This window comes from Streptomyces laculatispora, assembly GCF_017353455.1.
In the GTDB taxonomy this organism is placed as follows: Bacteria; Actinomycetota; Actinomycetes; order Streptomycetales; family Streptomycetaceae; genus Streptomyces; species Streptomyces laculatispora.
Genome location: NZ_JAFMPZ010000305.1, coordinates 1 through 15,615, shown reverse-complemented (window position 1 = coordinate 15,615; position 15,615 = coordinate 1). Strand labels below are relative to the sequence as shown.

At 71.6% G+C, this 15,615-nt stretch carries 19 protein-coding genes and 1 pseudogene; 13 read left to right on the top strand and 7 right to left on the bottom strand.

Features of this window, described 5'->3' with window-relative positions:
* Positions 1-41: 41 nt before the first annotated feature.
* Positions 42-878: pseudogene (locus J1C73_RS16880) on the top strand (DUF3516 domain-containing protein); the annotation flags it as partial.
* A 46-nt stretch (positions 879-924) separates the two neighbouring features.
* The gene (locus tag J1C73_RS16875; protein ID WP_207317111.1) at positions 925-1,806 is read left to right on the top strand and encodes an acyl-CoA thioesterase; all 882 of its coding nucleotides are present in this window, start codon (positions 925-927) and stop codon (positions 1,804-1,806) included.
* Positions 1,807-1,836: 30 nt separating this feature from the next.
* On the opposite strand, the gene J1C73_RS16870 is transcribed toward J1C73_RS16875, so the two are convergent.
* The gene (locus tag J1C73_RS16870; RefSeq protein WP_207317110.1) at positions 1,837-2,067 is read right to left on the bottom strand and encodes a DUF6011 domain-containing protein; all 231 of its coding nucleotides are present in this window, start codon (positions 2,065-2,067) and stop codon (positions 1,837-1,839) included.
* 204 nt (positions 2,068-2,271) lie between these two features.
* Here J1C73_RS16870 and J1C73_RS16865 point away from each other — a divergent pair, with 204 nt between their 5' ends.
* Positions 2,272-4,041 (top strand): cation:proton antiporter, encoded by a 1,770-nt coding sequence (locus tag J1C73_RS16865; protein ID WP_207317109.1) that lies wholly within the window; start codon positions 2,272-2,274, stop codon positions 4,039-4,041.
* A gap of 111 nt (positions 4,042-4,152) precedes the next feature.
* Here the strand turns inward: J1C73_RS16865 and J1C73_RS16860 are convergent, their stop codons facing one another.
* Positions 4,153-4,590 (bottom strand): DUF7144 family membrane protein, encoded by a 438-nt coding sequence (locus J1C73_RS16860; RefSeq protein WP_207317108.1) that lies wholly within the window; start codon positions 4,588-4,590, stop codon positions 4,153-4,155.
* A gap of 172 nt (positions 4,591-4,762) precedes the next feature.
* Here J1C73_RS16860 and J1C73_RS16855 point away from each other — a divergent pair, with 172 nt between their 5' ends.
* Together J1C73_RS16855 and J1C73_RS16850 are read left to right on the top strand one after the other, a co-directional pair.
* On the top strand, positions 4,763-5,335 hold the full coding sequence (locus tag J1C73_RS16855) for a helix-turn-helix domain-containing protein (RefSeq protein ID WP_207317113.1): 573 nt from the start codon (positions 4,763-4,765) through the stop codon (positions 5,333-5,335).
* A gap of 13 nt (positions 5,336-5,348) precedes the next feature.
* Positions 5,349-5,915: a GNAT family N-acetyltransferase gene (locus J1C73_RS16850; protein ID WP_207317107.1), complete on the top strand. Its 567-nt coding sequence runs from the start codon at positions 5,349-5,351 to the stop codon at positions 5,913-5,915.
* On the opposite strand, the gene J1C73_RS16845 is transcribed toward J1C73_RS16850, so the two are convergent.
* Positions 5,885-6,106: an amidohydrolase family protein gene (locus J1C73_RS16845; RefSeq protein ID WP_207317106.1), complete on the bottom strand. Its 222-nt coding sequence runs from the start codon at positions 6,104-6,106 to the stop codon at positions 5,885-5,887. The genes J1C73_RS16850 and J1C73_RS16845 overlap by 31 nt on opposite strands.
* Before the next feature lie 14 nt (positions 6,107-6,120).
* Between J1C73_RS16845 and J1C73_RS16840 the strand changes: the two genes are divergently transcribed.
* Entirely contained in the window at positions 6,121-6,279 is a 159-nt protein-coding gene (locus J1C73_RS16840) for a hypothetical protein (protein WP_207317105.1), read from the top strand.
* A gap of 55 nt (positions 6,280-6,334) precedes the next feature.
* Entirely contained in the window at positions 6,335-6,823 is a 489-nt protein-coding gene (locus J1C73_RS16835; RefSeq protein WP_123467786.1) for a glutathione peroxidase, read from the top strand.
* Positions 6,824-6,876: 53 nt separating this feature from the next.
* On the opposite strand, the gene J1C73_RS16830 is transcribed toward J1C73_RS16835, so the two are convergent.
* Together J1C73_RS16830 and J1C73_RS16825 are read right to left on the bottom strand one after the other, a co-directional pair.
* On the bottom strand, positions 6,877-7,275 hold the full coding sequence (locus J1C73_RS16830; RefSeq protein ID WP_207317104.1) for a hypothetical protein: 399 nt from the start codon (positions 7,273-7,275) through the stop codon (positions 6,877-6,879).
* 153 nt (positions 7,276-7,428) lie between these two features.
* A complete protein-coding gene (locus J1C73_RS16825; protein WP_207317103.1) occupies positions 7,429-8,658 on the bottom strand; it encodes an acyl-CoA dehydrogenase family protein in 1,230 nt (409 codons plus the stop codon).
* A gap of 173 nt (positions 8,659-8,831) precedes the next feature.
* On the opposite strand from J1C73_RS16825, the gene J1C73_RS16820 reads away from it, so the two are divergent.
* Positions 8,832-9,482: a TetR/AcrR family transcriptional regulator gene (locus tag J1C73_RS16820; RefSeq protein ID WP_207317102.1), complete on the top strand. Its 651-nt coding sequence runs from the start codon at positions 8,832-8,834 to the stop codon at positions 9,480-9,482.
* Between the two features lie 22 nt (positions 9,483-9,504).
* Here J1C73_RS16820 and def read toward each other — a convergent pair whose 3' ends face one another.
* Entirely contained in the window at positions 9,505-10,059 is a 555-nt protein-coding gene (def, locus tag J1C73_RS16815) for a peptide deformylase (RefSeq protein WP_207317101.1), read from the bottom strand.
* A 676-nt stretch (positions 10,060-10,735) separates the two neighbouring features.
* Here def and J1C73_RS16810 point away from each other — a divergent pair.
* The 5 genes from J1C73_RS16810 to J1C73_RS16790 all read left to right on the top strand — a co-directional run bounded on the left by J1C73_RS16810 (position 10,736) and on the right by J1C73_RS16790 (position 15,201).
* On the top strand, positions 10,736-11,974 hold the full coding sequence (locus J1C73_RS16810) for a Mur ligase family protein (RefSeq protein ID WP_123467796.1): 1,239 nt from the start codon (positions 10,736-10,738) through the stop codon (positions 11,972-11,974).
* Between the two features lie 34 nt (positions 11,975-12,008).
* A complete protein-coding gene (locus tag J1C73_RS16805; RefSeq protein WP_024493336.1) occupies positions 12,009-12,737 on the top strand; it encodes a type 1 glutamine amidotransferase in 729 nt (242 codons plus the stop codon).
* 143 nt (positions 12,738-12,880) lie between these two features.
* Entirely contained in the window at positions 12,881-13,906 is a 1,026-nt protein-coding gene (locus J1C73_RS16800) for a 6-phosphofructokinase (protein WP_123467798.1), read from the top strand.
* A gap of 119 nt (positions 13,907-14,025) precedes the next feature.
* Complete coding sequence (locus J1C73_RS16795) at positions 14,026-14,976, top strand: cytochrome c oxidase assembly protein (RefSeq protein ID WP_207317100.1); 951 nt, start codon at positions 14,026-14,028, stop codon at positions 14,974-14,976.
* A gap of 66 nt (positions 14,977-15,042) precedes the next feature.
* Entirely contained in the window at positions 15,043-15,201 is a 159-nt protein-coding gene (locus tag J1C73_RS16790) for a hypothetical protein (RefSeq protein ID WP_164494550.1), read from the top strand.
* A gap of 34 nt (positions 15,202-15,235) precedes the next feature.
* Here J1C73_RS16790 and J1C73_RS16785 read toward each other — a convergent pair.
* A partial coding sequence (locus tag J1C73_RS16785) for an SSI family serine proteinase inhibitor (protein WP_242644290.1) occupies positions 15,236-15,615 on the bottom strand: 380 nt, incomplete at its 5' end.

The window sequence follows — 15,615 nt, the reverse complement described above, 5'->3', positions numbered from 1 at the left end:
TCTGCCCGACCGCCTCGCCGCGCGGCTTGTTCTAGGTGGGCGGCGAGGCGGTCGGGCAGATGAAGGCCGACGGCATCGAGTACGAGGAGCGGATGGAGCTCCTGCAGGACGTCACGTACCCGAAGCCGCTGAGCGAGCTGCTGTGGCACGCGTACGACGTCTACCGCCAGAGCCACCCGTGGGTGGGTGACCACCCGGTATCACCGAAGACGGTGGTCCGCGACATGTACGAACGCGCCATGACGTTCACGGAGTTCACCTCGAACTACGAACTGGCCCGGACCGAGGGCATCGTGCTGCGGTACCTCGCAGGCGCGTACAAGGCGCTGGAGCACACCATCCCGGACGACATCAAGTCCGAGGACCTGGAGGACCTCATCGCCTGGCTCGGCGAGATGGTCCGCCAGGTCGACTCCAGCCTCCTCGACGAGTGGGAGCAGCTCGCCAATCCCGAGGTGGAGACGGCCGAGCAGGCGCAGGAGCGGGCCGACGAGGTCAAGCCGGTCACGGCCAACGCCCGCGCCTTCCGGGTACTCGTCCGCAACGCGATGTTCCGCCGCGTCGAGCTGGCCGCGCTGGACCGGGTCCGCGACCTCGGCGAGCTGGACGGCGGCACGGGCTGGGACGAGGACGCGTGGGGCGAGGCGATGGACGCGTACTGGGACGAGTACGAGGAGCTGGGCACCGGTCCGGACGCCCGCGGGCCGAAGCTGCTGAAGATCGACGAGGACGCCGAGCACGGTCTGTGGCGGGTCCGGCAGACGTTCGCCGACCCGAACGGCGACCACGACTGGGGCATCAGCGCCGAGGTCGATCTCGCCGCGTCCGACGAGGAGGGCCGGGCGGTGCTCCGGGTCACCTCCGTGGGCCAGTTGTGAGCGCGTCCGTACCGACGGCGCCGCCGCGAGAGTGGAGACGAACAGCATGACGAACCCCGCCGAGCGCCTGGTCGACCTGCTCGACCTGGAGCGGATCGAGGTCAACATCTTCCGCGGCCGCAGCCCGCAGGAGTCCCTGCAGCGGGTCTTCGGCGGGCAGGTGGCCGGGCAGGCCCTGGTGGCGGCCGGCCGCACCACCGACGGGGACCGGCCGGTCCATTCGCTGCACGCCTACTTCCTGCGTCCGGGCCGTCCCGGGGTGCCGATCGTCTACGAGGTCGAGCGGGTCAGGGACGGCCGGTCCTTCACCACCCGGCGGGTGACGGCCGTCCAGCAGGGCCGGACCATCTTCAATCTGACGGCGTCCTTCCACCGGCCCGAGGCGGCGGGCATCGAGCACCAGTTGCCGCCGAGGCGCGTGGTCCCGGACCCGGAGGAGCTGCCGACGGTCGCCGAGGAGGTCCGCGACCATCTCGGCGCGCTTCCCGAGGCACTGGAGCGGATGGCGCGGCGCCAGCCGTTCGACATCCGCTACGTCGACCGGCTGCGCTGGACGCGGGAGGAGATCAGGGACGCGGACCCGCGCAGCGCGGTCTGGATGCGTGCGGTCGGCCCACTCGGCGACGATCCGCTCGTCCATACCTGTGCGCTGACGTACGCGAGCGACATGACGCTGCTGGACGCGGTGCGGATCCCGGTGGAGCCGCTGTGGGGGCCGCGTGGCTTCGACATGGCCTCGCTGGACCACGCGATGTGGTTCCACCGTCCGTTCCGGGCCGACGAGTGGTTCCTGTACGACCAGGAGTCGCCGGTGGCGACGGGCGGGCGGGGGCTGGCGCGCGGCCGGATCTACGACCGCGGCGGCAATCTGCTGGTGTCCGTGGTGCAGGAGGGCTTGTTCCGGCGGCTGGAGGAGCAGCCCTCCTGACCGCTCAGGCACCGGAGCCCGCCTGACGGCTCAGGTGCCGGGCAGCGGGTCCTGCTCGACGTCGTGCCGGCGGGTGCGGATATCGGGCGGCGCCGGGTGCAGTTTGGCGTCGCAGGCGGGGCCGAGGCCGGTGCGGCGCGAGGCCGTACCGGTGAGCGGACGCCCGCACAGGCGGCAGCGCACCAGGCGAGGGCCGGTGGCTGCGGCGGTGCCGGGCAGCGGCTCGGCGTCGGTCGCGGGCAGCGGTTCGAGGGACTCCACCCCCCGATCCTCTCAGGATCCCCGGCACTCGCGTCAGGATCCCCGGCACGCGCGCCGTTAGCCCGTACGAGGGATACCGCCGCGTCCGGCGCCCGGTCGGCGCGAGCCCTGCCCGGCACGCCGCGCACCGCCGCGGAAGGTGGTCGCGCGCGGTGTTGCGCGGGCGGCGGCCGCTGTCCGGACGCCGCCAAAGGAGGCGCGGCCATGTCGACCGATCAGGTGCTTGCCGGCCTGGGACTGATCGTGGTGCTCGCGGTCGGTTCGCAGCTGCTGGCCGGCCGGCTGCGGGTTCCGGCGCTGCTGGTCCTGCTGCCGGTCGGCTTCGGCGCCGGAGCGCTGACGGACAACGTCGATCCCGAGCGGCTGCTGGGCGCGGCCTTCTCCCCGCTGGTGTCGCTGGCGGTGGCGGTGATCCTCTACGACGCCGGGCTCGGGCTGGATCTCGGCAGGCTCAAGGGCCACACCCGCCGCGTCGTGGTCCGGCTGCTCTGGATCGGGGCCGTGCTCACCGTGGTGTCCGCCGCGCTGTTCGCCGTACCGGTACTGGACATGTCGATGCCCGCGGCCGTGATGCTCGCGTCGATCCTGGTCGTCTCCGGTCCGACGGTCGTCGGGCCGCTGCTCAGCTTCGTCCGTCCCAGCGAGCGGTTGCAGCGCGTCCTGATCTGGGAGGGCTCCCTGATCGATCCGGTCGGCGGGATCCTGGGGGCGCTGGTCTTCCACGGGGTCCTCGCGGGCGACCGGCCGGGGTTCGCCCGTCAGCTCGGGCAGTTCGCGGCCAGTGCGGCGGTGGGCCTGGCCGGCGGGGCGGCCGGGGCTCTTCTGCTGTGGCTGGTGCTGAGCCGGGTGCGGCTGAGCGAGGAGCTGGGGACGTCGGTGCAACTCGCCGCCGTGATCGGCGTGGCGGCGGCCTGCGACGCGCTGCGCGACGACACGGGGCTGATCTCCGCAGTCGTCATGGGGATGGCCATGGCCAATCTGCCGGGCCTGGACATCCCGGCGCGACGGCCCTTCTTCGACACGCTGGTCTCGCTCACCATCGGCCTGCTCTTCATCTCCATCTCGGCCACGGTCACGCCCGCGTCGCTGCGGCACGTGGTGCTGCCGTCGCTGGCCCTGGTCACACTGCTCGTCCTGGTGACCAGACCCGTGGTCGCGCACCTCGCGACACTGCGGACCGATGTGCCGCGCGGGGAGCGGTGGTTCATCGGCTGGATGGCGCCCCGGGGCATCGTCGCCGCGGCCACCGCCTCCACGTTCTCCGCCACCCTGGTCGACAGGGGCATCGGCGGCGCCGAGCGTATTCTCCCGGCCACCTTCGTGGTGATCGTCGCCACGGTCATGCTGTACGGCCTGACGGCGTTCCCGGTGGCCCGGCGGCTGGGGGTGCTGCGCCCTGCGAGGTCCAGGCCCTTGCTGGTGGGCGGCGCTCCCTGGACGGTCGACCTGGCGTGCGCGCTGCGCTCGGCGGGGCCGGACGTCCTGATGTGGGCGGGCGCCGACCGGGAGCGAGCGCGGATCGAGGAGGCGGGGCTGAAGCTGGCACCCGGTGAGCTGCTCGCATCGGCCACCGGCGCCGGAGCGGAGCTCGAAGGGATCACCGGAGTACTGCTGCTGACCGGCGAGGACGACTTCAACGCGCTCGCGTCGATGACGCTCCGGGAGAGCGTCGAGGGCCAGGTCCACCGCCTCCGGCCCCCGTCGGGGAGCCACGGGGTGGTGGCCCCGTACACGGGTGGTGAGTCGCTGTTCGGTCCCGGGCTCACCGGCCCCGAACTGACCCGCAGATACGAGGCCGGGGCGCGAGTGGTGACCCGGCTCTCCGACGGCGTGGTCCCGGCCGGGCACGAGCTGCTGTTCGTGGTGCGCCCCGACGGACGGCTCACCCCGGTGACCGGCACCCGCACACCCGCGCCGGCCCGCGGCGACACCCTCGTCCTGCTGAGCCCGCCCGGCGGGGTCCGTACGGGCTGAGGGCCGCCGTACCGGGCGCGCCTGCGGAAGAGTCGCCCAACGCCCGCTGCTCCCCGGCCACCCCGCGTCCGTCCGGCGCGCTTCCTGCCGGACGGACGCGGGGCGGTGCCGTCAGGCGTCAGCCCGCGTCCAGGGTCCGGCGCAGAGCGCCCAGATGATGAAGACGTCGATGGCGATGAGCACGATGGACCACAGCGGATAGTGGGGCAGCCACATGAAGTTGGCGAGCGCGCCCAGTCCCGCCACGACGATGCCGACTGCGCGCGCCCATGCGGCTCCGGTGAACAGCGCGAGGCCGGCGAGGATGATGACGATGCCCAGGATGAGGTGGATCCAGCCCCAGCTGGTCAGGTTGAACTGGAAGACGTAGTTGCGGGTGGCGACGAAGACGTCGTCCTTGGCGATGGCGGAGATGCCCTGGAAGATCGCCATGATCCCGCCGAAGATCATCAGGACCGCGGCGAAGACGGTCCATCCCTCCACGAAGGGACGTCGTGAGTCCGGAGCGGTGCTGTGCGCCGCTCGCGGTTGGCTGCCGGTGCCGGCCATATCGGCCTCCTCAGGTAGCAGAGCCAATCGGCAGGGCCAAGCGGGCCCGGCCGGACCTCCCCCAGACCCAAGCGTGGCACGACAGCACCCGACCGGCAGCGCGGCGGATCCGCGGACGGGATCCCGAGCCGGGATTTCTCAAAATGGAGATACGATCTCTTGTGTGAGAGAGATGGAGAGCGCCGGGTCCGACACCGTCGATGCCAGGCTCGCGGCGCGGCTGGCCGAACTCCGCGCCGAGCGCGGCTGGTCTCTGGAGGAGCTGGCGCACCGTGCGGGGGTGAGCCGCTCGACGCTCTCGCGGCTGGAGCGCGGCGAGCTGAGTCCGACCGCCGCCCTGCTCGGCCGGCTGTGCACCGTCCACGGGCGGACCATGTCGCGGCTGCTGCTGGAGGTGGAGGCGGAGCCGCCGCGGCTGGTGCCCGCCGGGCGCCAGCCGGTGTGGCGGGACGAGGAGTCCGGGTTCGTGCGCCGGTCGGTCTCGCCACCTCATGCCGGACTGCGCGCGGAGGTGGTCGAGGGGGTGCTCGACGCGGGCGCCGCGATCGCGTACGAGAACCCGCCCGTCCCCGGCCTGGAGCAGCACATCTGGGTCCTGGAGGGGACGGTCGAGATCACCGTGGACGACACCGTGCACACCGTCCGCACCGGCGACTGCCTGCGCTTCCGGCTCCGCGGCCCCTCGCGTTTCCACTGTCCGGGCCCGGCAAGGGTCCGTTACGCACTGATGATCGTTCTGCCGTGAAAGGACCTGTCGTATGACCGAGATCGTCCCGGTGTCCGCACCCGAACTGGTCACGTACGCCGATGAGCTGGCCGCGCTCCTGGTGGAGACCGTCGACGGCGGATCCTCCGTGGGGTTCCTCGCGCCGCTGGACCGGGGCGCGGCCGCCTGCTGGTGGCGGGAGCGCGCCGCGTCCCTGGCGGCCGGGCACCAGCAGATCTGGATCGCCCGGGACGGTGAGCGGATCGCCGGGACCATCACTCTGGTCCGGGCGCCGCTGCCGAACGCCCGCCATCGCGCGGAGGTCGCCAAGCTGATGGTCCGCCCGTCGGCGCAGGGCCGGGGCCTCGGACGGTCACTGCTGGACGCGGTCGAGCGCTCGGCGGCCGAGGACGGCGTCACGCTGCTCGTCCTGGACACCGAGAGCGGCAGCGCCGCGGAGCGGCTCTACCGCTCGGCGGGCTGGACCGGGTGCGGGTCCGTCCCGGGCTACGCCGCCGATCCGGCGGGCGTCCTCAGGCCGACCACCTACTACTACAAGGCGGTCGGCCCGGCCGGATCCGCGCCGGCTCAGGCGGCTAGCCCGTCGGCGTCCTTGTAGACGACGCCGTCCTTCATCACCACCAGGATGTTCCCGGGATCACCGAGGGCGTGGATGTCGTCGAGCGGGTTGCCGCGGGCTATGACGACGTCGGCGCGCTTGCCGGGCTCCAGGGTGCCGGTCTCGTGGGCGACGCCGAGGAGCTCGGCGGCCTCCGCGGTTCCGGCGCGCAGCGCGCCCATGGGGGTCATGCCGCAGTCCACTGGTGGATGCCCAGGACCTGGAGGTACGACTCGCCTCGTCCCTCCCCCATCTGCGGATCGCCGACCGGGCGGTCGCGCTGCGCGCCGTCAAGCTGATGGGCAGGCTGCTGGATCCGGACGGCCGTGCGATCGGCTTCGTCCCGATGAACCTGTGGGCATAAGTGGGGACCTGTGGGCGTAAGAATGGCTGTGGAAGCCATTTACGAGGAGACCCTCATGACGCTGTACGACATCCCGCTCCACACCCTGACCGGCGAGCCGACCACGCTGGGCGCCTACCGGGGCCAGGCCGTCCTGCTGGTCAACGTTGCCTCCAAGTGCGGGCTGACCCCGCAGTACGCCGGACTGGAGCGGCTCCAGAAGACCTACGGGGACCGGGGGTTCACCGTGCTCGGCGTGCCGTGCAACCAGTTCGCCGGCCAGGAGCCCGGGAGCTCGGAGGAGATCCAGGCGTTCTGCTCCGCGACGTACGGGGTGAGTTTCCCGCTGCTGGAGAAGACGGACGTCAACGGCGCGGGCCGGCATCCGCTCTATGCGGAACTGACCCGGCTCGCGGACGCGGACGGCGAAGCCGGCGACGTCAAGTGGAACTTCGAGAAGTTCCTGGTCTCCCCGGCGGGCGAGCCGGTCGCCCGGCTCCGTCCCGCTACCGACCCGGAGTCCCCGGAGCTCGTCGCGGCCATCGAGGCCCAGCTCCCCGCCTGAACAGAGGCCGTCGGGTGGTCGGCGACGGACGGTCGCCGGTCACCCGACGGCGCTCAGGCGTGGCTGAGCAGGAGCGAGCCCTTGGGGTAGGTGACTCCGCCGTTCACATTCGCCACCTGAATGCTCACCGGTGTGCCTTCCTTGATGTTGCCGCTCTTCCACGGGCTGCAGTAGGGGGAGTTGTGACCGCGCGTGTTCGCGATCCGGTCCCAGGTTCCGTTGCGGCCGATGTCGATCTTCACCTCGATGCCCCAGCCGTCCGCGGTCGTGTCGCAGGCGCGGATCGAGTCGCCCGGGACGCCGTCGTAGGGGTCGGGGTTCCATTCGCCGTACCCGCCGAAGGTCGCCTCGATCGACTTCGGCGCGGCCACGGCCGTGCCCTGCCCGGCGATGACCAGCCCGAACGCGGCGGCGGCAGCGGCAACGACGCGCCCCGCGGTGAACTTCAGCATCGCTCGTTCCCCTCCATCAACCGGTCACGATCTTCACGGGGAACCTACAGGGGAATGGCAGGTCCACACCATCCGCCCAGGCAACGGCCCCGGCCCCTGTTCCTGCCGGTGCGGCAGGAACAGGGGCCGGAGCCGTGCGGGCCGGACCGGGTGTCAGCGGATGGGCATCCCGGACAGCGTGCGGGCGATCACCAGCCGCTGGATCTCGCTCGTGCCCTCGAAGATCGTGTAGATCGCGGCGTCCCGGTGCATCCGCTCCACCGGGTACTCACGGGTGAAGCCGTTGCCGCCGAGGATCTGGATGGCCTGCGCGGTGACCGTCTTGGCGGTCTCGCTCGCGTACAGCTTGGACATGGAGCCCTCGGCGGACTCGAACGGCTTGCCGGCGGCCGCCATCCAGGACGCGCGCCAGACCAGCAGCCGGGCCGCGTCGATCTGCGTGCGCATGTCGGCGAGCTGGAAGGCGATGCCCTGGTTGTCGATGATCGGGCGCCCGAACTGGGTCCGGGTCCTCGCGTAGTCGAGCGCGACCTCGTACGCGGCACGGGCAGTGCCGACCGCCATCGCACCGACGGCCGGGCGGGACGCCTCGAACGTGGCCATCGCGGCGTTCTTCACCCGCTCGCCACCGCCGGAGGCGGCACGCTCGCGGGCCCGCGCGAGGCGCTGGTCGAGCTTCTCCTTGCCGCCGAGCAGGCAGTGGCCCGGGACGCGCACGTCCTCCAGGACGACCTCGGCGGTGTGCGAGGCCCGGATGCCGTGCTTCTTGAACTTCTGGCCCTGGGAGAGCCCGGGGGTGCCCGGCGGCACGATGAAGGAGGCGTGCCCCTTCGAGCCGACCTCCGCGTCGACGACCGCGACCACGACATGGACGTTGGCGATGCCGCCGTTGGTCGCCCAGGTCTTGGTGCCGTTGAGTACCCACTCGTCCTTGGACTGGTCGTACACCGCACGGGTGCGCATCGACGCGACGTCGGAGCCGGCGTCGGGCTCGGAGGAGCAGAAGGCGGCGACCTTCACATCGTTCGCGTCGCCGTACATCTGCGGGATCCAGGTGCCGATCTGCTCCTCGGTGCCGTTGGCGAGGACGCCGACGGCCGCCAGGCCCGTGCCGACGATCGACAGGGCGATGCCCGCGTCGCCCCAGAACAGCTCCTCCATCGCCACCGGGATGCCGAGGCCGGTCGGGTCGAAGAACTGCTGGGCGTAGAAGTCCAGGGAGTAGATGCCGACCTTGGCCGCCTCCTGAATGACGGGCCAGGGCGTTTCCTCACGCTCGTCCCACTCCGAAGCGGCCGGACGGATCACATCCGCGGCGAAGCCGTGAAGCCAGTCACGGACCTGCTTCTGGTCGTCGTTGAGCTCGAGCGTGAACTCGGCCATTTTCCCCTCCACGTACTGCCGTGAAAAAACCATTCGTTACTTGCGGTAACAACAGTCTGTTACCGGCAAGTAGCCTCTGTCAACCGGTCAACGGCAGATCCGCGCACCGCTGGGCAGGGTGTTACGTTGCGCAGGCAGGACGGACAAGCACGGCCAGGGGTGGGAGAAACAGCATGGAGACCACACGACAGGCCGAGCGGCATCGGACCGCGGCCGAGCGCCGCCGCCGCGAGCTGCTCGAGGCCGCCGACCGCGTGGTGCTCAGGGACGGCCCCGGGGCCTCGATGAACGCCATCGCGGCGGAGGCCGGGATCACCAAGCCCATTCTCTACCGGCACTTCGGCGACAAGGGCGGCCTCTACCGCGCCCTGGCCAAGCGGCACACCGACGCGCTGCTCAGCGCACTGCGGGCGGCGCTCGACGCCCCCGCCGAGCGCCGCGCCCGGGTCGAGGCGACACTCGACACCTACCTCGCAGCGATCGAGGCCCGCCCACAGGTCTACCGGTTCCTGATGCACCCGTCCGACGACGCGACGCCCTCCCCCGAGCAGGGCTTCGACGTGGGACGCCACTCGGCCCCGCTGCTGCGCCGCCTCGGCGAGGAGCTCGCCACGGTCATCGCCGAGCGGGTGGACCTGGGGCCGGACGGTGAGGTCATGGCCCGGATCTGGGGCCATGGCATCGTCGGCATGATGCACGCGGCGGGCGACTGGTGGCTGGGCGAACGCCCCTGCGCACGGGCCCAGTTGGTGAGCAGCCTGGCGGATCTGCTGTGGGGCCGGCTCTCCGAGGCGGGCGACCGCCCCGGCGGCCCCGGGTTCTGAACCTCCGGACGCCGCTGCCCGGTCAGCCGGGCCGCCCCCAGGGCGCCCGGCGGGCCGCGCGCAGGGCGCGTGCCCGGCGCAGCCCGGTCAGCCGGTCGGTGTAGACGGCGCCGTCGAGGTGGTCGCACTCGTGCTGGAGGCAGCGGGCGAAGAAGCCGGTGCCGCTGACCCGCACCGGGTCGCCCTCGACGGTGACCCCCTCGACCACCGCGTGGTCGAAGCGGGGCGTGCCGGCCTCGATGCCCGGCAGCGAGAGACAGCCCTCCGGACCCCGCACGGTGATGCCGTCGGCCTCGACGAGCGTGGGGTTGACGAGGTGTCCCAGGTGCCTGACGTCCTCGTCGTCGGGGCAGTCGTAGACGAACACCCGCAGTGGCACGCCGACCTGGTTGGCGGCCAGCCCGACACCCTGCGCCGCGTACATCGTGGCGTACATGTCCTCGACCAGCCGGGCGAGCGAGGGCCCGAAGTCCGTGACCGGGTCGCAGGCCCCGTGCAGCACGGGGTCACCGAGCAGGCTCATGGCCCGGACACGTCCGGAACTGCCGGGGATCGGGCGGTTTCGCATGGCCGCCATCGTACGGTCCGCAAAAGCGCCGAACGCACAGCCGCCGCGATGGGCCCGGGCGGCTCCCTCCTGGCTCCAGGGCCGCAGGAGCGCCTCCCGAGCGAGGCGCAGCCGCCGCACGCGCATCGCACCGAGGCGCAACTGCCCGGCCCGAGGGGGAGGTCCGGTGGAAGCTCTCAGACAGCGGCGTCCCGGTCGGCGCCGGCGAACCGGCCCACGTCTTCTTCACCTCAGGCTCCACCGGCGAGCCGACGGACGACGGCCACGGGCGCCGTCTGTCCGCATCGACAACGGCCGGAAGCGGGTGACCTCGGTCACGCCGTCGTGCCGGGTCGCGGCCCCCACGCCTTCCCGCGCCCCACTGGCGGCGCACGAGCCCCACCGGCATCCCGGCGCGAACCCCGCGCGGCAGGGGGCGGGCACGGGCGGTGAGAGATGACGGCAGTCAGGTCCCCGGCGCCTGGGACACTGTCCGGCATCATGCCGGCACCGGACATGGACGAGGGCCCGGCCGCGAAGGGCCACTCCCCTCTTGAGCTGCGTGTCCGCGCGATTTTCGGCATGGTGGCACTTCACCCGCGCCATATTCCACCGGAACTCCACGTCCCGAGCGGTGCCGCCGTGCCTCCGCCGCGCCGGACATCGATAGGCTGGGCGCGGACCGATGCAAGGAGGATCTAGGACGATGGCAGGCAACACGGAGCCGTTGTCGCCGCGGGCCAAGCTGGCCGTGACGGCGGGCAAGGCCGCTGCGGCGGTGTCGCGGGTAGCCGGGCGGGGCAGCGGATCGGTGATCGGCGGCCGGGTGGCGCTCAAGCTCGACCCCGACCTGCTCGGGCGGCTGGCACAGCACCTGGACGTGATCCTGGTGTCGGCGACGAACGGCAAGACGACCACGACCCGGCTGATCGCCGAGGCACTGCGGGCCGCGGGCCCGGTCGTGTCGAACGCGCTCGGCGCCAACATGCCCGCGGGCATCACCTCGGCCCTGGCCGGCGGCTCGGACGCGCAGTACGGCGTGATCGAGGTGGACGAGAAGTACCTCGCCGGGGTCGCCCGCGACACGACGCCCAAGGTGATCGCGCTGCTCAACCTCTCCCGCGACCAGCTGGACCGGGCCGCGGAGACCCGGATGCTCGCCGAGAAGTGGCGCGAGGGGCTGTCCGGCTCGAAGGCCGTGATCATCGCCAACGCCGACGACCCGTTGATCGTCTGGGCCGCTTCCTCCTCCCCCAACGTGGTGTGGGTCGCGGCCGGACAGGCATGGAAGGACGACGCCTGGTCCTGCCCGTCCTGCGGCGGTGTGATGCAGCGCCCCGGCGACGACTGGTTCTGCGGCGAGTGCGGTTTCCGCCGCCCGCCGCCCAGCTGGGTGCTGCACGGTGACTACGTGCTGGACCCGCACGGTTCGGCCTGGCCGATCCACCTCCAGCTGCCCGGCCGCGCCAACAAGGCCAACGCCACCAGTTCGGCCGCCGTGGCAGCCGTCTTCGGTGTGCCGCCCCAGGTCGCCCTGGAGCGGATGTACCACGTGCAGGCCGTCGCCGGCCGCTACGACGTGGTCACCTTCCTCAACCGGGAGCTGCGGCTGCTGCTGGCGAAGAACCCGGCGGGCTGGCTGGAGACCTTCTCGCTGATCGACCCGCCGCCCACCCCGGTGATCCTTTCCGTCAACGCCCGTGGCGCCGACGGCACGGACACCTCCTGGCTGTGGGACGTGGACTACACCCAGCTCGCGGGTCACCCGATCTTCGTGCTCGGCGACCGCAAGCTGGACCTCGCGGTCCGGCTCGAAGTGGCCGGTCTCGACTTCCGGGTCTGCGAGAACCTCGACGAGGCCGTGCAGCAGTCACCGCCCGGCCGTATCGAGGTCATCGCCAACTACACCGCCTTCCAGGATCTGCGCCGTCGTGTCGGCAACTGACCCCGGCCCCGGCCCCCTCCGGAGAGGACGAAGCATGAGCAACAACAGCCTGCGGCTGGTGTGGGTCTACCCGGACCTGCTGAGCACCTACGGCGACCAGGGCAACGCGCTGGTGGTGGAGCGCCGGGCCCGTCAGCGCGGTCTCGATGTGTCACGCGTCGACGTGCGCAGCGACCAGCCGGTTCCCACGTCGGGCGACATCTATCTGATCGGCGGCGGTGAGGACCGTCCGCAGCGGCTCGCCGCGGAGCGGCTGCGCCGCGACGGCGGTCTCAGCCGGGCCGCGTCCAACGGCGCGATCATCTTCTCGGTCTGCGCCGGCTACCAGATCCTCGGGCACGAGTTCGTCAACGACCTCGGTGAGCGCGAGCAGGGTCTCGGGCTGCTCGACGTGGTCTCCACCCGCGGCGAGGGCGACCGGTGCGTGGGCGACGTGCTCGGGGACATCGACCCGCACCTCGGGCTGCCGCCGCTGACCGGTTTCGAGAACCACCAGGGCGTCACCCATCTCGGCCCGACGGCGCGCCCGTTCGCCCGGGTGCAGTTCGGCCGGGGCAACGGCACCGGTGACGGCACCGAGGGCGCGTACAACGACACCGTTTTCGGTACGTACATGCACGGGCCCGTGATGGCGCGCAACCCGCTGATCGCGGACCTGCTGCTGAAGCTGGCGCTCGATGTGAACGCGTTGCCGCCGACCGATGACCGCTGGTACGAGGCGCTGCGCGCCGAGCGGATCGCGTCGGCCACGCAGCCCGTCTGATGAGGGGAAATTCGCTCAGCTGAGCGGAGTCCAGCAGGCGGACGCCCGGTTCGGTCCCGCCACCCTGCGCCGGTAGGGTGGCGGGATTCCAGCCGGACGACGTGGTCCGGTCGTCGGCCCACGTTGCAAAGGTTTCCCGGGCAATGCGAATTGGTGTGCTCACCTCCGGCGGCGACTGCCCCGGCCTCAATGCGGTCATCCGTTCCGTCGTCCACCGTGCGGTGGTCGACCACGGTGACGAGGTCATCGGCTTCCACGACGGGTGGCGGGGCCTCCTGGAGTGCGACTACCGCAAGCTCGACCTCGACGCGGTCGGCGGCATCCTCGCCCGCGGCGGCACGATCCTCGGCTCCTCCCGGGTCCAGCCCGCGCACCTGCGCGGTGGCGTGGAGCAGGCCAGGGGCCACGTGGCCGACCTCGGTCTCGACGCGATCATCCCGATCGGCGGCGAGGGCACCCTCAAGGCGGCCAGCCTGCTGTCCGAGGCGGGGCTGCCGATCGTCGGCGTACCGAAGACGATCGACAACGACATCGCCTCCACCGACGTGACCTTCGGCTTCGACACCGCCGTGGGCGTGGCCACCGAGGCCCTCGACCGGCTGAAGACCACCGCCGAGTCCCACCAGCGGGTCATGATCGTCGAGGTCATGGGCCGTCACACCGGCTGGATCGCCCTGCACTCGGGCATGGCGGCCGGCGCGCACGCCATCGTCGTCCCCGAGCGCCCCTTCGACATCGACGAGCTGACCGAGCTGGTCGGCCGGCGCTTCTCGGCCGGCAAGAAGTTCGCGATCGTCGTGGTGGCCGAGGGCGCGAAGCCGCGTGCGGGCTCCATGGAGTTCGAGTCGGGCGTCAAGGACGTCTACGGTCACGAGCGCTTCGCGGGCGTGGCCACCCAGCTCTCCATCGAGCTGGAGCAGCGCCTCGGCAAGGAGGCCCGCCCGGTGATCCTCGGCCATGTGCAGCGCGGCGGAACGCCGACCGCGTACGACCGGGTCCTCGCGACCCGCTTCGGCTGGCACGCGGTGGAGGCGGCACACCGCGGCGAGTTCGGCATGATGACGGCGCTGCGTGGCACGGACATCACCATGGTCCCGCTCGCGGACGCGGTGGAGACCCTGAAGACGGTCCCGGCCGAGCGGTACGCGGAGGCCGAGTGCGTGCTCTGAGCGACACCATCACCTGAGGACTGCCCCCGGCCGCAACCGCGGCCGGGGGCAGTTCTACTCTGGTCGGGACAACCGGCACGAAACGGGGACGTCCCGGCGTTCCCATCAGGAGTGAACAGATGGATCACAGCGGGCACGGCATGAACATGGATCTGCCGCCGTTCACGCTGGGACGCGGGCTGCAGTTCTCCGCGGACCCGATCTTCCTGATCGGCTGCGTGCTCGCCGTGGCCCTGTACGGATACGCGGTGGTGCGGCTGCGCAGGCGCGGGGACGGGTGGCCGGTCAACCGGACCGTCTTCTTCGTCATCGGCGTGCTGAGCATCGCCCTGGTGATGTGTACCAAGCTCAACGACTACGGCATGGTCATGTTCAGCGTGCACATGGTGCAGCACATGGTGATCAGCATGCTGTCACCGATCCTGCTGCTGCTGGGCGCACCCGTGACGCTCGCGCTGCGTGCGCTGCCGGTCGCGGCGCGTGGCAGCAAGGGTCCGCGCGAGCTGCTGCTGATGCTGCTGCACAGCCGGTACATGAAGATCATCACGCATCCGGTGTTCACCATCCCGCTCTTCATCGCCAGCCTGTACGGCCTGTACTTCACCCCGCTCTTCGACTACCTGATGGGCTCGACGGCCGGGCACCTCGCGATGATGCTGCACTTCCTCGGGGTCGGCCTGGTCTTCTTCTGGCCGATCATGGGCATCGACCCGGGGCCGCACCGCCCGGGATACCTGCTGCGGATGCTGGAGCTGTTCGCCGGGATGCCGTTCCACGCGTTCTTCGGCATCGCGCTGATGATGGCCTCGCAGCCCATGGTCGAGGTCTACAAGAACCCGTCGGCCTCCCTCGGCATCGATGCCCTGTCCGACCAGAACGCGGCGGGCGGGATCGCCTGGGCGTTCAGCGAGATCCCCTCGGTGCTGGTGCTGCTCGCCCTGGTTTTCCAGTGGTACCGCTCGGATCAGCGGACCGCGAAGCGCTCGGACCGGGCCGCGGACCGCGACGGGGACCAGGAGCTTCACGCGTACAACGCCTATCTCGCCTCGTTGCAGGCGCGCGGACGGTAGCGGTGGACATGCCTTCGGGGTGACGATGGCAGTCACGGCCGCGCGGCCGACGAGGAGCGTGCGCGCATGTCCGGATCCACGAAGACCATGGGAGTGCTCACCGTAGGGGCGCTGGTGGCGGTCACCGGCTACACCGTGGCGCTGGGGAGCAACGGCTGGCTCTGGTTCGGCTGGGTGGTGCTGGGGCTGATCACGATCGGAATGGTGGCCACCCGCGAGACCTGAGCCGGGTGGGGACCGGCTCTCTCGCCGGGCGGGCTCAGAAGCGGAACACCGGGCCGGTGGCCGCGTCCAGCACGCAGGCGTTGGGGAACGTGTGCCGCCAGGTGACGGCGTCGCCCTGTCGGGCACCCTCGGCGGTGACGGTCACCGGGGCGTATGCGTAGGTGCACGGATGCGGATCACCGGCGAGGGCGTCGAAATCGCCGTCCGCCTCGTCGAGCGCCGCGCAGGCTCCGGCGGCGTCGGGGTGCCGGTCGTCGGGACGTGGGGGGCAGTGCAGGACGACCCCGCGGATCCAGGTGTTCTCGCTGCCGGAAACGGTCAGGAGGATTCCCCGGTCCGGTGCCGGGGGCGGTGCGGCCACCGCGGGCGCGGCCGCACCGAGGGGCAGCAGGGCGGCGGTGGCAAGGACGGCGC

Excerpts from the sequence above, each read along its gene's own strand:
- J1C73_RS16875 (WP_207317111.1), top strand. The coding sequence starts at position 925 with ATGACGAACCCCGCCGAGCGCCTGGTCGACCTGCTCGACCTGGAGCGG.
- J1C73_RS16865 (WP_207317109.1), top strand. The coding sequence starts at position 2,272 with ATGTCGACCGATCAGGTGCTTGCCGGCCTGGGACTGATCGTGGTGCTC.
- J1C73_RS16860 (WP_207317108.1), bottom strand. The coding sequence starts at position 4,590 with ATGGCCGGCACCGGCAGCCAACCGCGAGCGGCGCACAGCACCGCTCCG.
- J1C73_RS16855 (WP_207317113.1), top strand. The coding sequence starts at position 4,763 with ATGGAGAGCGCCGGGTCCGACACCGTCGATGCCAGGCTCGCGGCGCGG.
- J1C73_RS16850 (WP_207317107.1), top strand. The coding sequence starts at position 5,349 with ATGACCGAGATCGTCCCGGTGTCCGCACCCGAACTGGTCACGTACGCC.
- J1C73_RS16845 (WP_207317106.1), bottom strand. The coding sequence starts at position 6,106 with ATGACCCCCATGGGCGCGCTGCGCGCCGGAACCGCGGAGGCCGCCGAG.
- J1C73_RS16835 (WP_123467786.1), top strand. The coding sequence starts at position 6,335 with ATGACGCTGTACGACATCCCGCTCCACACCCTGACCGGCGAGCCGACC.
- J1C73_RS16830 (WP_207317104.1), bottom strand. The coding sequence starts at position 7,275 with ATGCTGAAGTTCACCGCGGGGCGCGTCGTTGCCGCTGCCGCCGCCGCG.
- J1C73_RS16825 (WP_207317103.1), bottom strand. The coding sequence starts at position 8,658 with ATGGCCGAGTTCACGCTCGAGCTCAACGACGACCAGAAGCAGGTCCGT.
- J1C73_RS16820 (WP_207317102.1), top strand. The coding sequence starts at position 8,832 with ATGGAGACCACACGACAGGCCGAGCGGCATCGGACCGCGGCCGAGCGC.
- def (WP_207317101.1), bottom strand. The coding sequence starts at position 10,059 with ATGGCGGCCATGCGAAACCGCCCGATCCCCGGCAGTTCCGGACGTGTC.
- J1C73_RS16810 (WP_123467796.1), top strand. The coding sequence starts at position 10,736 with ATGGCAGGCAACACGGAGCCGTTGTCGCCGCGGGCCAAGCTGGCCGTG.
- J1C73_RS16805 (WP_024493336.1), top strand. The coding sequence starts at position 12,009 with ATGAGCAACAACAGCCTGCGGCTGGTGTGGGTCTACCCGGACCTGCTG.
- J1C73_RS16800 (WP_123467798.1), top strand. The coding sequence starts at position 12,881 with ATGCGAATTGGTGTGCTCACCTCCGGCGGCGACTGCCCCGGCCTCAAT.
- J1C73_RS16795 (WP_207317100.1), top strand. The coding sequence starts at position 14,026 with ATGGATCACAGCGGGCACGGCATGAACATGGATCTGCCGCCGTTCACG.
- J1C73_RS16790 (WP_164494550.1), top strand. The coding sequence starts at position 15,043 with ATGTCCGGATCCACGAAGACCATGGGAGTGCTCACCGTAGGGGCGCTG.